18 protein-coding genes are annotated in these 17054 nt (G+C 64.2%); 12 read left to right on the forward strand and 6 right to left on the reverse strand.

Features of this window, described 5'->3' with window-relative positions; translation table 11 throughout:
• From VGO12_RS29780 to VGO12_RS29800, 5 genes are read left to right on the forward strand one after another with little or no spacing between them, the layout of a single operon-like run.
• On the forward strand, nt 1-960 hold the full coding sequence (locus tag VGO12_RS29780) for an ABC transporter substrate-binding protein (protein WP_414650798.1): 960 nt from the start codon (nt 1-3) through the stop codon (nt 958-960).
• 41 nt (nt 961-1001) lie between these two features.
• A complete protein-coding gene (locus VGO12_RS29785; RefSeq protein ID WP_327516347.1) occupies nt 1002-2366 on the forward strand; it encodes an MATE family efflux transporter in 1365 nt (454 codons plus the stop codon).
• Complete coding sequence (locus tag VGO12_RS29790) at nt 2363-3373, forward strand: iron ABC transporter permease (protein WP_327516348.1); 1011 nt, start codon at nt 2363-2365, stop codon at nt 3371-3373. Before VGO12_RS29785 ends, VGO12_RS29790 begins: the two co-directional genes overlap by 4 nt.
• Nucleotides 3370-4392 carry an iron ABC transporter permease gene (locus VGO12_RS29795; RefSeq protein WP_327516349.1) on the forward strand — a complete coding sequence of 341 codons (1023 nt, stop codon included), beginning with the start codon at nt 3370-3372 and terminating at the stop codon, nt 4390-4392. The genes VGO12_RS29790 and VGO12_RS29795 overlap by 4 nt, the downstream gene beginning before the upstream one ends.
• 7 nt (nt 4393-4399) lie before the next feature.
• Complete coding sequence (locus tag VGO12_RS29800) at nt 4400-5182, forward strand: ABC transporter ATP-binding protein (RefSeq protein WP_327516350.1); 783 nt, start codon at nt 4400-4402, stop codon at nt 5180-5182.
• A 69-nt stretch (nt 5183-5251) separates the two neighbouring features.
• Here VGO12_RS29800 and VGO12_RS29805 read toward each other — a convergent pair whose 3' ends face one another.
• Both VGO12_RS29805 and VGO12_RS29810 read right to left on the reverse strand, forming a co-directional pair.
• On the reverse strand, nt 5252-6700 hold the full coding sequence (locus tag VGO12_RS29805) for an NCS1 family nucleobase:cation symporter-1 (protein ID WP_327516351.1): 1449 nt from the start codon (nt 6698-6700) through the stop codon (nt 5252-5254).
• Nucleotides 6701-6826: 126 nt separating this feature from the next.
• A complete protein-coding gene (locus VGO12_RS29810; protein WP_327516352.1) occupies nt 6827-7714 on the reverse strand; it encodes a helix-turn-helix domain-containing protein in 888 nt (295 codons plus the stop codon).
• Between the two features lie 112 nt (nt 7715-7826).
• On the opposite strand from VGO12_RS29810, the gene pobA reads away from it, so the two are divergent.
• Nucleotides 7827-8999, forward strand: a complete 1173-nt coding sequence (gene pobA, locus VGO12_RS29815) for a 4-hydroxybenzoate 3-monooxygenase (protein ID WP_327516353.1) — start codon at nt 7827-7829, stop codon at nt 8997-8999.
• 15 nt (nt 9000-9014) lie between these two features.
• Here pobA and VGO12_RS29820 read toward each other — a convergent pair whose 3' ends face one another.
• Together VGO12_RS29820 and pcaQ are read right to left on the reverse strand one after the other, a co-directional pair.
• Nucleotides 9015-9539 carry a GNAT family protein gene (locus VGO12_RS29820; protein ID WP_327516354.1) on the reverse strand — a complete coding sequence of 175 codons (525 nt, stop codon included), beginning with the start codon at nt 9537-9539 and terminating at the stop codon, nt 9015-9017.
• Between the two features lie 78 nt (nt 9540-9617).
• Nucleotides 9618-10544 (reverse strand): pca operon transcription factor PcaQ, encoded by a 927-nt coding sequence (gene pcaQ / locus VGO12_RS29825; RefSeq protein ID WP_327516355.1) that lies wholly within the window; start codon nt 10542-10544, stop codon nt 9618-9620.
• Nucleotides 10545-10637: 93 nt separating this feature from the next.
• Between pcaQ and pcaD the strand changes: the two genes are divergently transcribed.
• The 5 genes from pcaD to VGO12_RS29850 all read left to right on the forward strand — a co-directional run bounded on the left by pcaD (nt 10638) and on the right by VGO12_RS29850 (nt 14398).
• Nucleotides 10638-11450 carry a 3-oxoadipate enol-lactonase gene (gene pcaD, locus VGO12_RS29830; protein WP_327516356.1) on the forward strand — a complete coding sequence of 271 codons (813 nt, stop codon included), beginning with the start codon at nt 10638-10640 and terminating at the stop codon, nt 11448-11450.
• Complete coding sequence (gene pcaC, locus VGO12_RS29835; protein ID WP_327516357.1) at nt 11443-11847, forward strand: 4-carboxymuconolactone decarboxylase; 405 nt, start codon at nt 11443-11445, stop codon at nt 11845-11847. Before pcaD ends, pcaC begins: the two co-directional genes overlap by 8 nt.
• 25 nt (nt 11848-11872) lie before the next feature.
• Nucleotides 11873-12622, forward strand: a complete 750-nt coding sequence (gene pcaH, locus VGO12_RS29840; protein WP_327516358.1) for a protocatechuate 3,4-dioxygenase subunit beta — start codon at nt 11873-11875, stop codon at nt 12620-12622.
• On the forward strand, nt 12622-13236 hold the full coding sequence (pcaG, locus tag VGO12_RS29845; RefSeq protein WP_327516359.1) for a protocatechuate 3,4-dioxygenase subunit alpha: 615 nt from the start codon (nt 12622-12624) through the stop codon (nt 13234-13236). Before pcaH ends, pcaG begins: the two co-directional genes overlap by 1 nt.
• Nucleotides 13237-13342: 106 nt before the next feature.
• Complete coding sequence (locus VGO12_RS29850; RefSeq protein ID WP_327516360.1) at nt 13343-14398, forward strand: 3-carboxy-cis,cis-muconate cycloisomerase; 1056 nt, start codon at nt 13343-13345, stop codon at nt 14396-14398.
• 14 nt (nt 14399-14412) lie between these two features.
• On the opposite strand, the gene VGO12_RS29855 is transcribed toward VGO12_RS29850, so the two are convergent.
• Together VGO12_RS29855 and VGO12_RS29860 are read right to left on the reverse strand one after the other, a co-directional pair.
• On the reverse strand, nt 14413-15150 hold the full coding sequence (locus tag VGO12_RS29855; RefSeq protein WP_327516361.1) for a FadR/GntR family transcriptional regulator: 738 nt from the start codon (nt 15148-15150) through the stop codon (nt 14413-14415).
• Nucleotides 15151-15255: 105 nt separating this feature from the next.
• Entirely contained in the window at nt 15256-16050 is a 795-nt protein-coding gene (locus VGO12_RS29860; RefSeq protein ID WP_327516362.1) for an NAD(P)-dependent oxidoreductase, read from the reverse strand.
• Between the two features lie 242 nt (nt 16051-16292).
• Here VGO12_RS29860 and VGO12_RS29865 point away from each other — a divergent pair.
• A partial coding sequence (locus VGO12_RS29865) for a 5-dehydro-4-deoxyglucarate dehydratase (protein WP_327516363.1) occupies nt 16293-17054 on the forward strand: 762 nt, incomplete at its 3' end.

A 17054-nucleotide genomic window follows, 5' to 3' on the forward strand; every position in this document is an offset into this window, starting at 1 on the left:
ATGATCGGCGCTGTCGTTCTTGCCGGCTGCCTGCTGGGTCAGGCGATCGGCGCGCGCGCCGACGACGGCATGACCTTCAACGTGATCGATGATCGTGGTGTTGCGGTCGCCATCCCGGCCAAGCCGCAGAAGATCGCGGCGGTCTCCTACTTCGCCGCCGACGTCGCTTTGGCGCTCGGCCTGAAGCCGATCGCCACCACCTATATGGTCGAGGGACGTCATCCCGATTTCCTTGGCGGTCATCTCGATGACGTCAAGCAGATCGGTCAGCGGGCGACGCCCAACGTCGAACTGCTCGCCGAAGCAAGGCCCGACCTGACGGTTGCCATCCGGCGCTACACGGAAGGCAATGCACAGCAGTACGAAAAGGTCGCGCCGTATCTGGCCTACGATCTCGAGCTTTATGCCGACAGCGATCGCACCATCGCGCAGCTTGCGACCATCCTCGGCCAGCCCAAGCGCGGACCCGAGCTCAACGCCCAGTTCAAGCAGGACCTCGAAAGTTTCGCCGCCAAGGCGCCGAAAAATACCCATCCGCGCTTCGTGGTGATGTGGGGCGGGGACATTCCCTGGGTCTTCCGGTCGGAAAACATGACAGCCGCGATCCTGGTCGCGCTTGGCGGCGACAACATTGCCGGGCAAAATCCGACGCCTTCGGTCCCTGGAAACTGGGGCATGGAGATGAGCCTCGAGACCATGCTGGAGAAGGATCCTGAGGTCATCTTCGTCTACGACTACGGTCCGGAGCGGCCGCAGGAGAGCAATCCGATCTGGCAGCAGCTCTCGGCGGTGAAGAACGGACGCGTTCACTATGTCGGCGACCATTGGGTCGAGGCGCATGGCCCGATCGCCCGTGAGATGGTGCTGCGCGAGGCCGCCCATCTGCTCTATCCGCAGACCTTCCCCGCCGTCGATGTGAAGGCGGAAGCACGCAAGTTCATTCCCGCAGCCATTCAGTAGCAGGTGAGCCGGCCCCTCCCCAAGTGCGGCCGGCGAATGTCATGTCCGGATCAAACATCGAAGTTTCCGAAGCACGCCGTATCGTGGAGTTGGCGACGCCGCTCGCCCTGGTGCAGCTTGCCCAGGTGGCGATCTCCACCACGGACATGGTGATGCTCGGCTGGGCCGGCGGCATCGCACTGGCCGGCGGCGCCCTCGGTCTTGCCGTGTTCAACCTCATGCGCACGATCGGCTTTGGCCTCATCGTCGGCACCTCGAACCTTGTCGCCGCGGCGCCGGGCGACAAGGTGCCGGCCTCGCACCTGCTCGCAGCGCTCCTCGTTGCTGCCGGGGCGGGGGCGTTGGCATGGATTGCGATGGTCGCCGGCAGTTCCGGGCTTCGGCTGCTCGGCCAGGATGCCGGTGTCGCCGAACTTGCCCGGGATTATCTCATCCATCTCGCGCCCGGCATCCTCCCGCTCTTCGGATTTTACGCCTATCGCGGCGTCGTCGTCGGCCGGCGCCGGGCGCGTTTTCTGCTCGCAATCACGATTGCGACCATCTTCGTCAATGCCGTGCTCGATTACGGTCTGCTGTTTGGCGCCTTCGGCCTGCCGAAGCTCGGGGTTTCGGGCGTGGCTGCCGCAAGCTCCCTTGCGTATCTCGCGCAGTTCGCGGCGATTGTTCTGGCAACGCACCGCACCATCGCATTTTCGCCCGTTTCAGCGGCGGCGGAGATTGTTGCCACCATCCGCCGGTTGCTGGCCATCGGCTTGCCCACGGCCGGGTCCTACGGGTCCGAGGCCGCCTTCACGGCGCTGATGACACTGATGATCGGCACCCTGGGCGCCGCGGCATTGGCGGCGCAGGCCGTCGTCAGCCAGATCACCTACGTCGTTTTCGTGCTTTCAGTCGGGCTTTCGCATGCGACGTCCGTTGGCGTCAGCGAGGCGCTGGGCGCTGGCGATCCCGGGCGCGCCCGGCGTGTGGGCGTGACCGGCCTGGCACTCGGGGCAATCGTCGCCTCTGCATTCGCCGTGTTCTTTCTGTTGTATGCAAGCGCGATCCTGTCGCTGTTTTCCCTGTCGGCAAGCGGGAACGAACGCGAGATCCATCTCACCGCCCAGACCCTGCTTGTTGTCGCGGCTTTCGTGCAACTGCCGGATTTCGCCCAGAACATCGGCATCGGCGCCCTTCGCGGAGCCGGCCATGCGCAAACGGGCTTCTGGATCACTCTCCTCAGCTATTGGGCCGTCGGGGCGCCGTCCGCCTGGCTCTTCGGCATGGTCCTGATCCCTGGCGCGTCTGGCATCTGGCTCGGCATGGGCTTGGGCTTCGCTGCCGCAGCGATCGGTCTCTATTCGGCGTTTTTTCGCGCGACCTCCAACTCACCGGTCGATCTCGGCCGTTCGGAGCAACGGGCATGAGCGCGCATGCGCGATCGGCGTCCTGGTTTGGTGTCCTCCTGGCGCTCGCAGCGGCCGTCAGCATCGCGGCGTTGATCTTTGGCGCCAAGCCGATGACGATCTCGCAGGCGTTGAACGCGCTTTTGTCGCCGCGCGGCGGCACCGACGCAATCATCGTCTGGACGCTGCGCATGCCGCGAAGCATCGCTGCCTACCTGGCCGGCGCGGCGCTGGCGGTCGCCGGCTATCTCCTGCAGTCGATCACCCGCAATCCGCTCGCAGCACCGGACTTGACCGGCGTCACCGCCGGTTCCGTGACATTCATCGTTGCGAGCTTCGTCTTTTTTCCCACTGTTTCGTCGGCCCTCTATCCCGTCATCGGCATGACCGGCGGGCTTGCCGCTGCCCTGTTGACACTCTGGGCGGTCCGCGGCGGTCAGGCGCCGCCGCTGCATCTGGCGCTCGGCGGCATCACGGTGGCGCTTTTCCTCAACGCGATCACGACCTACGTGCTCGTCCGGGGTGGGCCGCAATCGCCATCGCTGCTGTTCTGGCTCTCCGGCGGCTTTCAGGGCAGGTCCTGGTCGCAGGTTGCCTACATGCTGCCCTGGACGATTCTTGGCATTGGTCTCGCGCTCCTTTGCCACCGCGCCATCTCCCTGTTGTCGCTCGGCGATGATGCCGCGGCCGGTATGGGGGCGAACCCGGGGCTGTGGAAGCTTCTCTTGCTGATGGCCGCCATTTGCCTCGTGGCCGGCGTCACGCCCGTGTCCGGTCCTGTCGCCTTCGTCGGACTGGCGGCGCCGCATCTCGTTCGGCTTCTGCGCCCGGAAAGCGCGCGATGGTCCATCCTTCTGAACATTGCGCTCGGCGGATGCCTGCTTCTGGCCGCCGATGCGCTCGCGCGCTCGGTCGCGGCCCCGAGGGAAATCCCGGTCAGCATCTTCACGGCGCTGATCGGCGGGCCGTTGTTCATCTACCTGACGCAGCGCGGCGCCGGTGCGGGAACCGGAGGCCGGAACCGATGAGAACTGCCCCTGTGTCGCCTGTCCTGAGCACTGTCTTTCTTGCCGTTCTCTTCCCTGTCCTGCTGCTCGTCGCGATCCTCCTGGGCGTCGCCGACCTGCCGGTTGCGGACGTCCTCGACGTGCTTCTCGGTCGCGGCTCGGACAATGCCCAACTGATCATCGGCACGATCCGCATCCCGCGTATCCTCACCGGCATCCTCGCCGGGATCCATTTCGCCGTCGCAGGTGCTCTCTTGCAGACGGTCATGCGCAATCCGCTGGCTGACCCGACGGTCATGGGCATCTCGCAGGGGGCGACATTGGCGGTCACCGTGTTCCTCTTTTTCGCCGTTTATGGGGTCAGTGCGGATGCCAACACGCTCTATGCGCTGCCGGTCGCCTGGTTGCCGCTCGCCGGCGCCGCGGGCGGGCTCGCGGCCGGCGCCGCGATCTACGGCCTTTCCGTCAGCAGGGGCTTGAACCCCTTGCGCATGACGCTCTGCGGCATCGCTATCGGCGCGTTCCTGCATGCGCTTGCGATGGGCCTTATCGCCGGCTGGGGGAGTGCACGCTTCGAGATTGTCCTGCAATGGCTTTCGGGCAGCCTTTATGCCCGCGGCTGGGAACACGTGCTGTTCCTGCTGCCGTTCACGGCCGCGGGTCTCATGGCGCTGCCGTTCCTCCATCGATCGCTCGGTCTGTTGCGTTTCGAGGCGGACGTCTCTCGGTCCTTCGGGCTTAACTACAGCCGCCAGTTCACGCTTGCGCTCGTGATCGCCTGCGTGCTGGCCGCAAGCGCCGTCGGCGTGGTCGGTCCGCTGATTTTCGTCGGGCTGATCGTGCCGCACCTCGCGAAAGTGCTGGCCGGCCGGCATTTCCGAGCGGTGCTGCCGCTGACCGCGCTCATCGGCGCGACGCTCGTCACCGGGGCGGATCTTGCGGGCCGGTTGCTCGGCGGCGCCGAGGAGATACCGATCGGGGTCGTCACCGCTTTCGGCGGGGCACCGTTCCTGCTTTTCCTCCTTCGCCGCTACCGATGAGGCTACGATGCTTTTGAAAGCCGATGATGTGACCGTCCGCTACGCCGGGCACTGCGCGCTCAAGACCTTTTCGCTCGGTCTCGGCCAGGGTGAGATCGTCGCCCTGATCGGTCCGAACGGTTCCGGCAAGAGCACGGCGCTGCATGCGCTTGCCGGCCTTACCAGGCCCGACACCGGTGACGTGAGACTCGACGGCCGGTCCGTCCGGGCCTGGAAGCGCCGGCATCTGGCGCGCCGGCTCTCGTTCCTGCCGCAGGCGCCGCTTGCGCCCGAGGGGCTGACGGTGGCGCAACTGGTCCGGCACGGCCGCTTCGCCCATGTGGGGCTCTTCGGCAGCTTTACAGCTGAGGACCGGCGGGCGGTCGAGTGGGCGCTGGAAAGCACCGATCTCGTCGACCTCGCCGACCGTGACTTGAGAGCGCTCTCCGGCGGCGAGCGCCAGAGGGCCTGGATCGCCGCGGCGCTGGCCCAGGAAGCCGCCTTTCTCCTGCTCGACGAGCCGACCTCCTTTCTCGACATCGGCCATCAGGTGGAAGTGCTGGAATTGCTTTGCCGGCTGCGGCGGGAGCGGCAGATGACGGTCGTCGTCGCCATCCATGATCTCAACCAGGCGATGGCGATCGCCGACCAAATCATGCTGCTTGCCAGAGGCGAAACGGTCTTTTGTGGCGGAGCGCGTGCTCTCTCCGGCAGCGGGCTGATCGAGGCAACCTTTGGCGTGAACGGGGCGTTCGAGCATAGGCAAGACGGAGCGGGGCGCGTCTCTTTCAACGCGCATATCGCCATCTAGTTTTTGGCAACGGCCGGGTTTCGGTCGTCAAGTTGCCTGTGCCCGGTTGCGGCCTTGCACAGGCACGGATCAAGGCGCAAAGGCCGGCTTGCGGGCGCCGATTCGAAGGACATAGTAGATGGCGCCGCCGATCGCCACGCCGAAGAACCAGCCGTAAATCCCCCACCAAGCGGGCAGGATGTTGGTAAAGGTCGGCAGGATCGACGAAAACAGCGCCCCGATCGCAAAGGCGATGAAGGCGTTGCCGTGCCATCCGCCCTGGAAGCGGAACTCGCCATCCTCGTGATAAAGCGCCTCGACGTTCAGCTGTGCCTTTCGGATCAGATAGTAGTCGACCATCATCACCCCGAAGATCGGCCCCATGGTCGAACCGATGAAGTTGACGAAATGGGCGGCTCCCGTTTCCCAGGGCGCGAAGGGGTAGAGGATGAGCGCGATCAGGGCGGCGATGTACCCGCCGCGCTTGAAGTTGATCTGCCGCGGAAAGACGTTGGCGAAGTCGAAGGCCGGTGAAACGAAATTGGCGACAACGTTGATGCCGAGCGTTGCCACCGCGAAGGTCAGCGCCGCTAGAAGCGCGAGGAACCAGCTGTCGAATTTCGCCGAGATCTGGTCCGGGTGCAGAAGCACTTCGCCATAGACGGCAAAGGCGGCCGTCGTCGTCACGCCGGCAACGAGGCAGAAGGCCAGAAGGTTGATCGGCAGGCCCCACAGGTTGCCCTTGCGCAGCGTCTTTTCGTCTGTCGCGTAACGCGAGAAGTCGCAGAAGTTCAGATAGAGTGCTGCAAAATAGGTGATCCAGGTGGCGGCGACCGCGGCAAGTGCCGGGAAGGTGCCCGGTTCCCAGGGAACGCCGGCGTCCCTGGTCTTTTCGATCAGCACGTCGCGCGGGATCTCCGAGCCGAAGGAAAAGGTTCCCGATTTCACGATCAGGTAGACGGCCAGGATCAGCATCATGATCCAGACGGCCGGACCCGCCCAGTCCTGGAACTTGCGCACGGTCTCCATGCCGCGCTGGATGATGAGCAGTTGCAGCGACCAGACGATCACGTAGCAGATGACTTCGAGCGTCGAGTGGCCGAGCATGTGGCTGTTCTGGTGGAAGGCAAGCAGGCTGTCGTTCCGGATGAGCAGCGCGACGATGGCGCCGGAGGCGGCTGCCGTCTGTGCGCCGTACCAGAAGCAGGCGACGACGGCGCGCACCAGTGCCGGGACGTTGGCGCCGAACGTGCCGAAGGAGGCGCGGGCGAGCACGGGAAAGGGCACCCCGGTGCGCACGCCGGCATTGCCGACCATGCTCATCAGCACGAAGATCACCAGCGAGCCGATGCCGATGGCGATGACGAAGTTGATGAAGCTGCCGCAAAGCAGGAAAAGGCTGGCTGCGAGGTAATAGCCCCACAGGCTGTGCACGTCGGATGTCCACACATTGAAGATGCTGAAAGCGCCCCACCGGCGCTCCTCGGCCGGTGCCAGATCCTCGTTGTACAACGAGGGCGACGGATCGCGTACTGCCATGTCTTCCTCCGTATTTCCTGCGGGCCCCCCTCGGACCCGCAGCCTTGATTCTGCTCCCGTTTTGAGTCGTTTCCAAAAGCTTTCTGGATTGTATGCAATCGCTCGCGGGCCGGTCGCCGATAGCTCCTAGGCGCCGAGCCGCGCACGCTCGGCCAACCGCCAGGCGCGGGGCGTCATGCCGGTCTGGCGCAGGAAGAACCGCGAGAAATAGGCGGGATCGGCGAAGCCGAGGCGAAAGCAGATTTCCTGGACGCTCGCCCGCGTAAACACCAGGTCTCGTCCGGCCTCCGCGACGAGCTTTCGCGTGATCATCTCGTGGGCGCTGAGGCCGGTTGCCGTCCGGGTGATCCGGTTGAGATGGGTCAGCGAGAGATGAAGTTCCCGGGCGTAGGCCGCAGCCGGCCAATGCGAGCGGTAATGCTTCTGCAACAGCGCCTCGAAGCGCTGCACCCTGTCGTCGTTTTCACTCGCGTCGGGGTCGTCATCGTCACGATCCGCTTCGCCCAGACGTGCAGTCAGCGTCAGGGCGGTGGTGAGGTAGGCGTCCAGCAGATCGGTGCGATGGCTGCGGCTGGTTTCCCATTCCGCGGCAAGGCGGACGAGGGTGCCGGCGACGTAGGTGGCGTGCGCGCTGCCGTCGAGCCGCGTCAGTCGCGGCGTTGCGATCCATGCGCCGAGCCGGCTGCGCTCGCCCGGGGACACCTTCAAATGCGAGGCCAGGATGGTGAAGACGAAGCCGTCGATATCGCGGGAAAAGCGGAACCCGTGATCGTGCGCCGGCGGAACGGTGATGACGACAGGCGGCTCGATCGTGTGGACCGCACTGCCGAAGACGGCATCGCCAGAGCCGCCGGCAATGTACAAAATCTGAAAGAAGCTCTCGTGCCGATGCAGCCCGATTTCCCAGTGGTAGAGGCTGCTTCGCGAGGGGATCGTCTCGCAATGAAGCCAGAAATCCGGCCGTTCCCCGGTTTTCTCGCCATAGAGCTCGTAGGTCGGAACCGTCTTCTTCATGTCGCGTGTCCTGAAGCAATGTTCGATTTGTGCAATTTCATGGCGGATTTGTCCATTGAGGGCGAGGCCGGTCCGGCGCAGATTTTGCCAAAAGGCAGGTCTGGAGGAGAGCATGCGCACCAAGGTCGCGATCATCGGTTCGGGCCCGTCAGGGCTTTTGCTCGGGCAATTGTTGAGCGAGGCCGGGATCGACAACATCGTTCTCGACCGGGTCAGCCGCGACTACATCCTTGGTCGCGTGCGCGCCGGCGTGCTGGAGGAAGGCACCGTCGGGTTGATGGACCGCGCCATGGCGGGCGCGCGGATGCACAGGGAGGGGCTGCCGCATAACGGTTTCTCGCTTGCCTTCGACGGCCGCGACCATCGCATCGATCTCATGCATCTGACCGGCGGCAAGCGCGTCATGGTCTATGGCCAGACCGAGCTGACGCGCGACCTGATGGAGCATCGGGAGCGCTCCGGCGCGACGACGATCTACGAAGCCGGCGATGTCGAGCCGCATGATTTCGATGGCCGGCAGCCCTATGTGACCTACAGCAAGGATGGCGCCGGCCACCGCATCGATTGCGACTTCATCGCCGGTTGCGACGGCTTTCACGGCGTCAGCCGCAAGTCCGTGCCCGAAAAAGCGCTCAAGACATTCGAGAAGGTCTATCCCTTCGGCTGGCTCGGTATTCTCGCCGACGTACCGCCGGTCGATCACGAGCTGATCTATGCCAACCATCCGCGGGGGTTCGCGCTCTGCTCGATGCGTTCAGCGACCCGCAGTCGCTACTACATCCAGTGCGCCTCCAACGAGAGGATCGAGGACTGGTCCGATCAGCGCTTCTGGGACGAATTGCGCAGGCGGCTGCCTGAACACCATGCCGAGGCGATGGTGACGGGGCCCTCCTTCGAAAAATCGATCGCGCCGCTTCGTTCCTTCGTCACCGAGCCGATGCGGTTCGGCCGCCTGTTCCTTGTCGGCGATGCCGCCCATATCGTGCCGCCGACCGGCGCGAAAGGGCTCAATCTGGCGGCCAGCGACGTGCACTATCTGTTCGAGGGGCTGCTCGAGCACTACCAGGATCGCTCGGATGCCGGCGTCGACGCCTATTCGCAACGGGCGCTCGGCCGCGTCTGGAAAGCGGTGCGTTTTTCCTGGTGGATGACGACGATGCTGCATCGCTTTCCCGACACCGGCGATTTCGACCAGCGCATCCAGGAAGCCGAACTCGACTATCTCACCCACTCGATCGCCGCCGAGACGGCGCTGGCGGAAAACTATGTCGGGCTACCGTTTTGATGCCTTGGCTTGGCGTCAGGTCCATTCGGTCCTGAGCAGCCCGTAAAGTGCCGTGTCCCACCTGGCGTCGCCGACCTTGACGGAGGAGCGCCGCACGCCTTCCTCGCGAAAACCGAGGCCGTTATAGGTGCGGATCGCCGTCTCGTTGAACGTATAGACATTGAGTTCCAGCCGTTCGAAGGCCGAATTGGCGAAGAACCGGGTGGTGACTTCACGCAGGAACGGCTGAGCGAGACCCTGGCCGCGCATCGAGGGATTGATGGCGACGCGGGCGAGGCGTCCGACGCCGTTTCGCCAGTCGAGCGCGACTTGAACATGACCGGCGAGCCTGTCTCCGACGAGGCCGGCGAACATCCAGCGCGACGGTTCGGCTCCGGCCGTCTCGGCCAACATCGCCTCGATCTGCGCCGTGTCCAGCGGATAGGACAGATCAGGGCCGCCCCACTGAATGAGGGCTTCGCGGCTCGCAAACCAGTCGAGCATCGCGGCGGCGTGTTTCCGGGTAAAGGTCTCGACGGTCAGGGCAGAGGGGTCTGGCATCGGGTCACCGGTCTGTTGGAGCGGCAATCTCGGTCGCGGGCTTGCGCTTGTAAAGCCTTTAATCGCCGCACGGTTTCGTCAGGCTTGAGCTGCAACCTCGGCTGCGGCCTCCCGAATGGTCTGTATCAGGATCGAGAGCGCTGCCGAGGGTGCCGCGTCGGCGCGCATCGTCAGGCCAACGGGTCCCTTCGTTTCACTGGTGTCGATTGGCAGGATGGCGATTGTTCCGTCTCCGACGTCGCGGGCAACGACGCCGGCCGAAATGATCCAGATCGCATCGCTTGCCCGCACGAAGGCGCGGCCGAAGGCATCCGAGACCGTTTCGATCTGGTTCGGCAGGCTGGCAATGCCGCTGGTGATCAGGAAACGCTCGACGAAGGGACGGATGATCGAGGCGCGTGTCGGCATCAGCACCGGAAATTCGGCAAGGCGCGCGAAGACCGAACGATCGCCTGAAAGTAGCGGGTGGCCCGCCCTGACGGCAAACACCACCTGTTCCGAATAGAGGTGCTCGAAGGAAAAACCGGTCATCTTGTCCGGCGCCGCCAGCCGGCCGACGACGAGGTCAAGGTCGCCGACCCGCAACTGTTCGAGCAGCACGGCATTTTCGCCGGTGACGATCTTGATCCGCGCGCCAGTGTCTTCCTGCAAAAAGAGCGTCATGGCGTGCGGCATGATCCGGGTCGAGACCGTCGGCAGGGCACCGACACGCACGGGAACGCCGTCGCCATCGCGTTCCTGCGACACGGAATCGAGCCCCTGCCGGAGCGCCGTCAAGGCCGCGCCGGCGTGGCGCAGGAAAACCTCGCCGTAACGGGTGATCTTGATGCCGCGACCGTCGCGCTCGAAGACGGCGACGCCCAGAACCTCCTCGAGCTCGCGGATCGTCTTGGTCACGGCCGGCTGGCTGACATGAAGCAGCTCGGCAGCCTTCATCACGCTCTTCTGCCGGGAGACCTCGACAAAAGTCTGCAGATGGCGAAACTTGACCCGGGAGTCGATCATCGAATTCATAACCCTCAAGTTAATGAAAGCCTGTGAAATATCATTTTACCTAACCAGATTAAATATCCAATTTGAGGACGGAGGAGAGAGCCCGTGCAGTTTGCCCGCATCAACGACATCACCATCCATTATCAGGTCATCGGCGCCACGGCCGAACGGCCGGTGCTGGTCTTTGCCAATTCTCTCGGCACCGACTTCCGGATCTGGCGGGATGTCATCGTGCGCCTTGCCGGGGACTACGCGATTGTTCTCTACGACAAGCGCGGCCACGGCCTCTCCGACATCGGCCCAGTTCCCTATGCGATCGAAGATCACGCCAATGACCTGGCGGGACTGCTCGACATGCTCTCGGTCAGCCAAGCGATCATCTGCGGCCTTTCGGTCGGCGGGTTGATCGCCCAGTCGCTTTACCAGCGCCGCCCCGACCTCGTGCGGGCACTGGTACTTTGCGACACGGCCCACAAGATCGGCACACCGGAATTGTGGGCGACGCGCATTGCGGCGATCGAGGAACGCGGCATCGAGGCGATCGCCGACGGCATCCTCGAGCGTTGGTTCACGCCGGCCTTCCGGCGCCCCGAGAACGCGGCCCTCGTCGGCTACCGCAACATGCTGATCCGCCAGTCGGCAACGGGCTATGCCGCCACCTGCGGCGCGATCCGCGATGCCGATTACACCGAGGCTGCCGCCCGGATCGCGGTGCCGACGCTGTGTGTCGTCGGCGATCAGGACGGTTCGACGCCGCCGGATGTCGTGCTGACAACAGCGCGGCTCATTCCCGGCGCCCGCTATGAAGTCATTGCCGACGCCGGCCACATCCCTTGTGTGGAAAAGCCGGAGGCGCTGACGGCGGTGCTTCGGGCCTTCTTCGAAATCGTTATGCAGGGAGACAAAGCCCATGGATGAAGCTTCCGCGCCCTCCGACCGCCATCGCCAGGGCATGGCCACCCGGCGGGCCGTGCTTGGCGACGACCACGTGGACCGGGCGCAGTCGGTGATGACCGATTTCGATCGACCGTTTCAGGACCTGATCACCGAGGCGGCCTGGAGCCATGTCTGGTCGCGGCCGACGTGGACGAAACGGGAGCGCTCGATCGTGACGATCGCGCTGCTTGCTGCCCTTGGCCAGGACGATGAAGTGGCGATGCACGTGCGCGCGACCCGAAACACCGGCGCGAGCCGCGACGACATCTGCGAGGCGCTGCTGCATGTGGCGATCTATGCCGGCGTGCCGGCGGCCAACCATGCGATCAAGATCGCCAAGCGGGTCTTTGCCGAAATCGATGCCGGCACGGCGACCTGATGGGAAAGGATGACGGGAGAGGATGATGTCGGACAGAACCAACGGAAAGCCGGAGACCGGTGCGTTTTTCCCGCGCGACCGCGCGTGGCACGCACCGGCGCTGACGCCGGGCTACAAGACCTCGGTGCTCCGCTCGCCGCAAAAGGCGCTGCTCTCGCTTGACGGCACCATCTCGGAAATCACCGGACCGGTGTTCGGCCATTCGCTGCTCGGCGAACTGGACAATGATCTCATCCACAATTTCGCCCGTCCCGGGGAGAGCGCCATCGGCGAACGCATCATCGTGCACGGGCGCGTGCTCGACGAGCGGGGTCGCGCAGTGCCGGGCGCGCTGCTCGAATTCTGGCAGGCCAACGCCGGCGGCCGCTATCGCCACAAGAAGGAAAGCTATCTCGCGCCGCTCGATCCGAATTTCGGCGGCTGTGGCCGAACCATCACCGACGAGGACGGCGGCTACGCCTTCCGCACCATCAAGCCCGGCCCCTATCCCTGGCCGAACGGCGTCAACGACTGGCGCCCGGCCCATATCCACTTCTCGGTTTTCGGCCACGGCTTTGCGCAGCGCCTGATCACCCAGATGTATTTCGAGGGCGATCCGATGATCTGGAAGTGTCCGATCGTCAACACGATCCCCGATCGCCAGGCGGTCGAACAACTGATCGCGCCGCTCGACTGGGCAAACACGATCCCGTTCGATGCGCGTGCCTACAAGTTCGACATCGTGCTGCGCGGTCGCCGCTCGACCCTTTTCGAGAACCGGCTGGAGGGCAACTGATGGTACAGCCGTTGAACTATCTCAAGGAAACGCCGTCGCAGACAGCCGGCCCCTATGTGCATATCGGCCTGACGCCGAATTTCTGCGGCATCGGCGGCGTATACGAGGTCGACCTCGGATCGCGCATGGTCAACGACCAGACCCGCGGAGAGCGCATCACTGTAACCGGCCGCGTCATCGACGGCGCCGGCATGCCGCTCAAGGATGCGCTGGTCGAGATCTGGCAGGCGGATGCGAGCGGCCTCTACAATTCGCCGACCGAGATCCGCGGCGCCGCTGACCCGAACTTCTCCGGCTGGGGGCGCTGTTCGACCGGTGCCGAAGACGGTGTCTACCGCTTCGAGACGGTAAAGCCCGGGATCGTGCCTTTCAGCCGTGACAGGCAGATGGCGCCGCACATCACGTTCTGGATCGTCGCGCGCGGCATCAATGTCGGGCTGCACACCCGCATGTATTTTCCCGACGAGGCTGAAGCCAATGCCGCCGACCCGCTGCTTATGCGGATCGAGCACCGCCATCGCGTGGCGACGCTTGTCGCTGCTGGTGCCGCGCCTAATTATGTCTTCGACATTCACCTGCAGGGTGAGAAGGAAACGGTTTTCCTCGACATCTGAACAGGAATGTCACGCCTGGACATCGCGGGCCGCTTGAGGCGGCCCGGTGCAGCAGGTGGCATTTCGTTCGGGAAAGCCGGCATCGGCGACAACAAGCGGGGCAACCATGACCTATTCCGCCTTTGACCATCCCTATCTCTCCGGGCTTCTGGGAGACGAAGCCGTTGCTGCCGAATTTTCGACCGCCGCCGATATTCACGCCATGCTTGCCTTCGAGGCGGCGTTGGCTCGCGCGGAGGCCGTGCACGGGATCATCCCGGGCGGGGCTGCCGACAGGATCAACGAGGCCTGTCGCGCCTTCTCTCCCGACGTCATCGCGCTCAAGCGCGCCATGGGGGTGGACGGCGTCGTCGTCCCGGAATTTGTCCGGCAATTGCGTGCGTCCGTCGGCGGCGGTGCAGCCGAATACGTGCATTACGGCGCCACCAGCCAGGATGTCGTCGACACCAGCCTGATGCTTCGCATGAAGGCCGTTGCCGAGCTTTTCGCCGTCCGTCTCGGCAACATCGTCTCGGTGCTCGAAGAATGCGACGGCGCGTGGGGGAATCGCGCCCTGATGGGCCGCACCCGCATGCAGGCGGCGATCCCGATCACCGTCTCCGACCGGCTGCGCAGCTGGATCGAGCCGTTGCTCGACCACAAGGATCGGCTGGAGGCGATGGACCGCGATCTCTTCGCCGTCCAGTTTGGCGGTGCGGCCGGTACGCTTGAAAAGCTGAAGGACCGTGCCGACGAGGTGCGCGCGACGCTCGCCGAAGAGCTCGGCCTTGCGGACTTTCCGCAATGGCACAGCCAGCGCTCGGAGGTGGCGGACTTCGCCAATGCGCTGTCGCTGGTGACCGGCAGCCTTGGCAAGTTCGGTCAGGATATCGCGCTGATGGCGCAGCTGGGCGACGAGATCGAGCTTGCCGGTGGTGGCGGATCCTCGGCCATGCCGCACAAGCACAATCCGGTGGCGGCCGAGACACTGGTGTCGCTGGCCCGCTTCAACGCAACCCAGCTTTCAGGCATGCATCACGCCCTGGTGCATGAGCAGGAGCGCTCCGGCGCCGCCTGGACGCTCGAATGGCTGATCATGCCGCAGATGGCCGGAGCGACTGCGGCGTCCCTTCGCCTCGCCGCCGAGCTTGCGAGCAACATTCGCCGGCTTGGCAGCGACTGAAAACCTTGCGCGTGTCAACGCGCGGCGCGCAGCATCGACCGGTAGCGCAGCTGACTGTTCTTCAGGTGCTGACGCATTGCCATGCGGGCCTGGTCTTCGTTTCCATCCTGAATCGCGACCAGGATCGCTTCGTGCTCGGAGACGAGCCGTGTCAGGTCGGCGGCGGAAAGCGCTGCCTCTTCCTCTGTCTGTGAAACCGCCCGGCGCGGAATGAGGGCGGGGCCGAGCACCTGCAGGAATTCGCTGAAGCGCGGGTTGTTGGTGGCCTGCGCGATCGCCAGGTGGAAGTTGAAATCGGCCTCGGCGCTCGGGCGACCCTCGGCGGCGCTGGCGCAAAAGGCATCGAAGGCTTCGGCGATCTTTTCCTCCTGCGCCGGCGAGCGGCGAAGGGCGGCAAGAGCGGCAGCGTCGCCTTCGACGGCGGTCCTCAGTTCCAGCATTTCGATCAGCGACGAGACGCGGGCGAGATCGACGCCGTGGAACGGGAGCGGTGCAGATGGCGCCGGCTCCAGCACGAAAACCCCAATGCCGTGCCGGGCCTCGACGAGGCCGCCGGAGCGCAAGGCCGCGATCGCTTCGCGCACGACCGTGCGGGAGACGCCGAATTCCTGCGTGAGCTGCGCTTCGGAGGGCAGCCGGTCCCCGGGTCGGTAATGACCGCCTGCAATCTGCGCCGTCAACGCATCCGTCATCTTGGCGACCAGCGTCTTGGCCGGCGGAGCGATGTTGTCGGGTGCGGTTGCGTTGGTCATGATGATGGCCGTTCCAGGACTTCGTTTGACCTTCTCGATACGCCATCGGCAAACTCTGGCGCAATCCGTTGCTGGTTGCGATCGGCGCGAGGGCGCTCCATGATGCTAGTCCTTGTGGATCGGGTCGTCGACGAAAGCGCCACCCTGAAAGCGGACGAGCGAGTCCGTCGGGTTTGGCTTCGGCGTGTTAGCAAGGATCTTTTCGCGGTAAACCTCCGCATTGTCCTTCGGGTGCCAGCCGAGCCAGCCGATGTGGGAATTGTCCCACCAGCCGGCGTCGTTGGCCGACGCACCCCAGACGACCGGGCAGCCAAGCACCGGTGCGCGAAAGACCGCCTCGACCAGCGAGACGAAATCGTCATGGGACAGCCAGGTCGAAAGCATGCGGTAGTTGAGCGGTTCGGTCATGCAGGAGCCGATTCGCACCAGCGCCGTCTCCTGGCCGAATTTTTCGAAATACATGCGCGCCAGCGCTTCCCCGAAGCATTTCGAGACGCCGTAGAGCCCGTCAGGCCGATAGGGGACGCCGGCTGTCAGCCGCTCGTCCTGCGGATAATAGCCGATGGTGTGGTTGGTGCTGGCAAACAGGATACGTGGCTGCCCGTTGGCGCGGGCTGCTTCATAGAGATTGTAGAGGCCGAGGATATTGCCGTCGAGGATTTCCGAAAACGGCCGTTCAACGGATATGCCGCCGAGGTGCACGATTGCGTCGCAGCCCTTCACCAGTTCGTGCACGGCGGCAGCATCCGCGAGGTCGCACTCGACGCACTCCTCGTTGGGGGCCGGCGGATCGAGGGGCGCGCGATCCGAAAGCCGGATTACGGGCGCAAGGCTTGTGAGTTTCTTGCGCATGACGCTGCCCAGCTGGCCCGCAGCACCGGTAATCAGAAGCCGTTCCATCGCTCGTCCTTTTCCGAAGGCGAAACGTGCCTGGCACGGCTCTCGCCAAAGAGATCATACAATAGCAGCTAACATATATTATGTGTTCCTCGCAATATGAATGCTCGTGCGGCAGCGGAACATTAAGAGGGGCGCAGCGTATGGCCTCGATCTTATATGATAACTTGTATTATGACGTGTTGACATGTGTGTGATGACTTGCTTAGCTAGGCCTGTCGAGATTGAGGGAGGATCCGCACGACATGACCCCAGAACAGATCAAGGCCGCGCTTGGATCGGGCCTGCTTTCCTTCCCGGTGACGCATTTCGACAAGGAGGGCCGCTTTGCGCCCGACAGTTACAAAGCCCATGTAGAATGGCTCGCTGGTTACAAGGCACCGGTACTGTTTGCCGCCGGCGGCACGGGCGAGTTCTTCTCGCTGAAGCCGGATGAAATTCCCGGCATCGTCGCCGCCGCCAAGGAAGTGTCCGGCGAGACCGCGATCGTATCCGGGTGCGGCTACGGCACCGAGATCGCCATCGACATCGCCCGCTCCGTCGAAAAAGTTGGCGCGGACGGCATCCTGCTTCTACCGCACTACCTGATCGATGCGCCGCAGGAAGGCCTCTACGCCCACGTGAAGAAGATCTGCCAGTCGGTCGGCATCGGCGTCATGGTCTATAACCGCGACAATTCCGTTCTGCAGGCTGACACGCTCGCAAGGCTCTGCGACGAATGCCCGAACCTCATCGGCTTCAAGGATGGCACCGGCGATATCGGCCTGGTACGCCAGGTCACCGCCAAGATGGGCGACCGGCTGATGTATCTCGGCGGCATGCCGACAGCCGAGCTTTTTGCCGAAGCCTATCTCGGGGCGGGCTTTACCACCTATTCCTCGGCCGTCTTCAACTTCGTGCCGGCGCTCGCCAACGAATTCTATGCAGCGCTGCGCAGTGGCGACCGCGCCACCTGCGAACGCATCCTCAACGACTTCTTCTATCCGTTCATGGCGATCCGCAACCGT

Origin of the sequence: Ensifer sp., from assembly GCF_035999135.1 — a bacterium.
Classification (GTDB): Bacteria; Pseudomonadota; Alphaproteobacteria; order Rhizobiales; family Rhizobiaceae; genus Ensifer.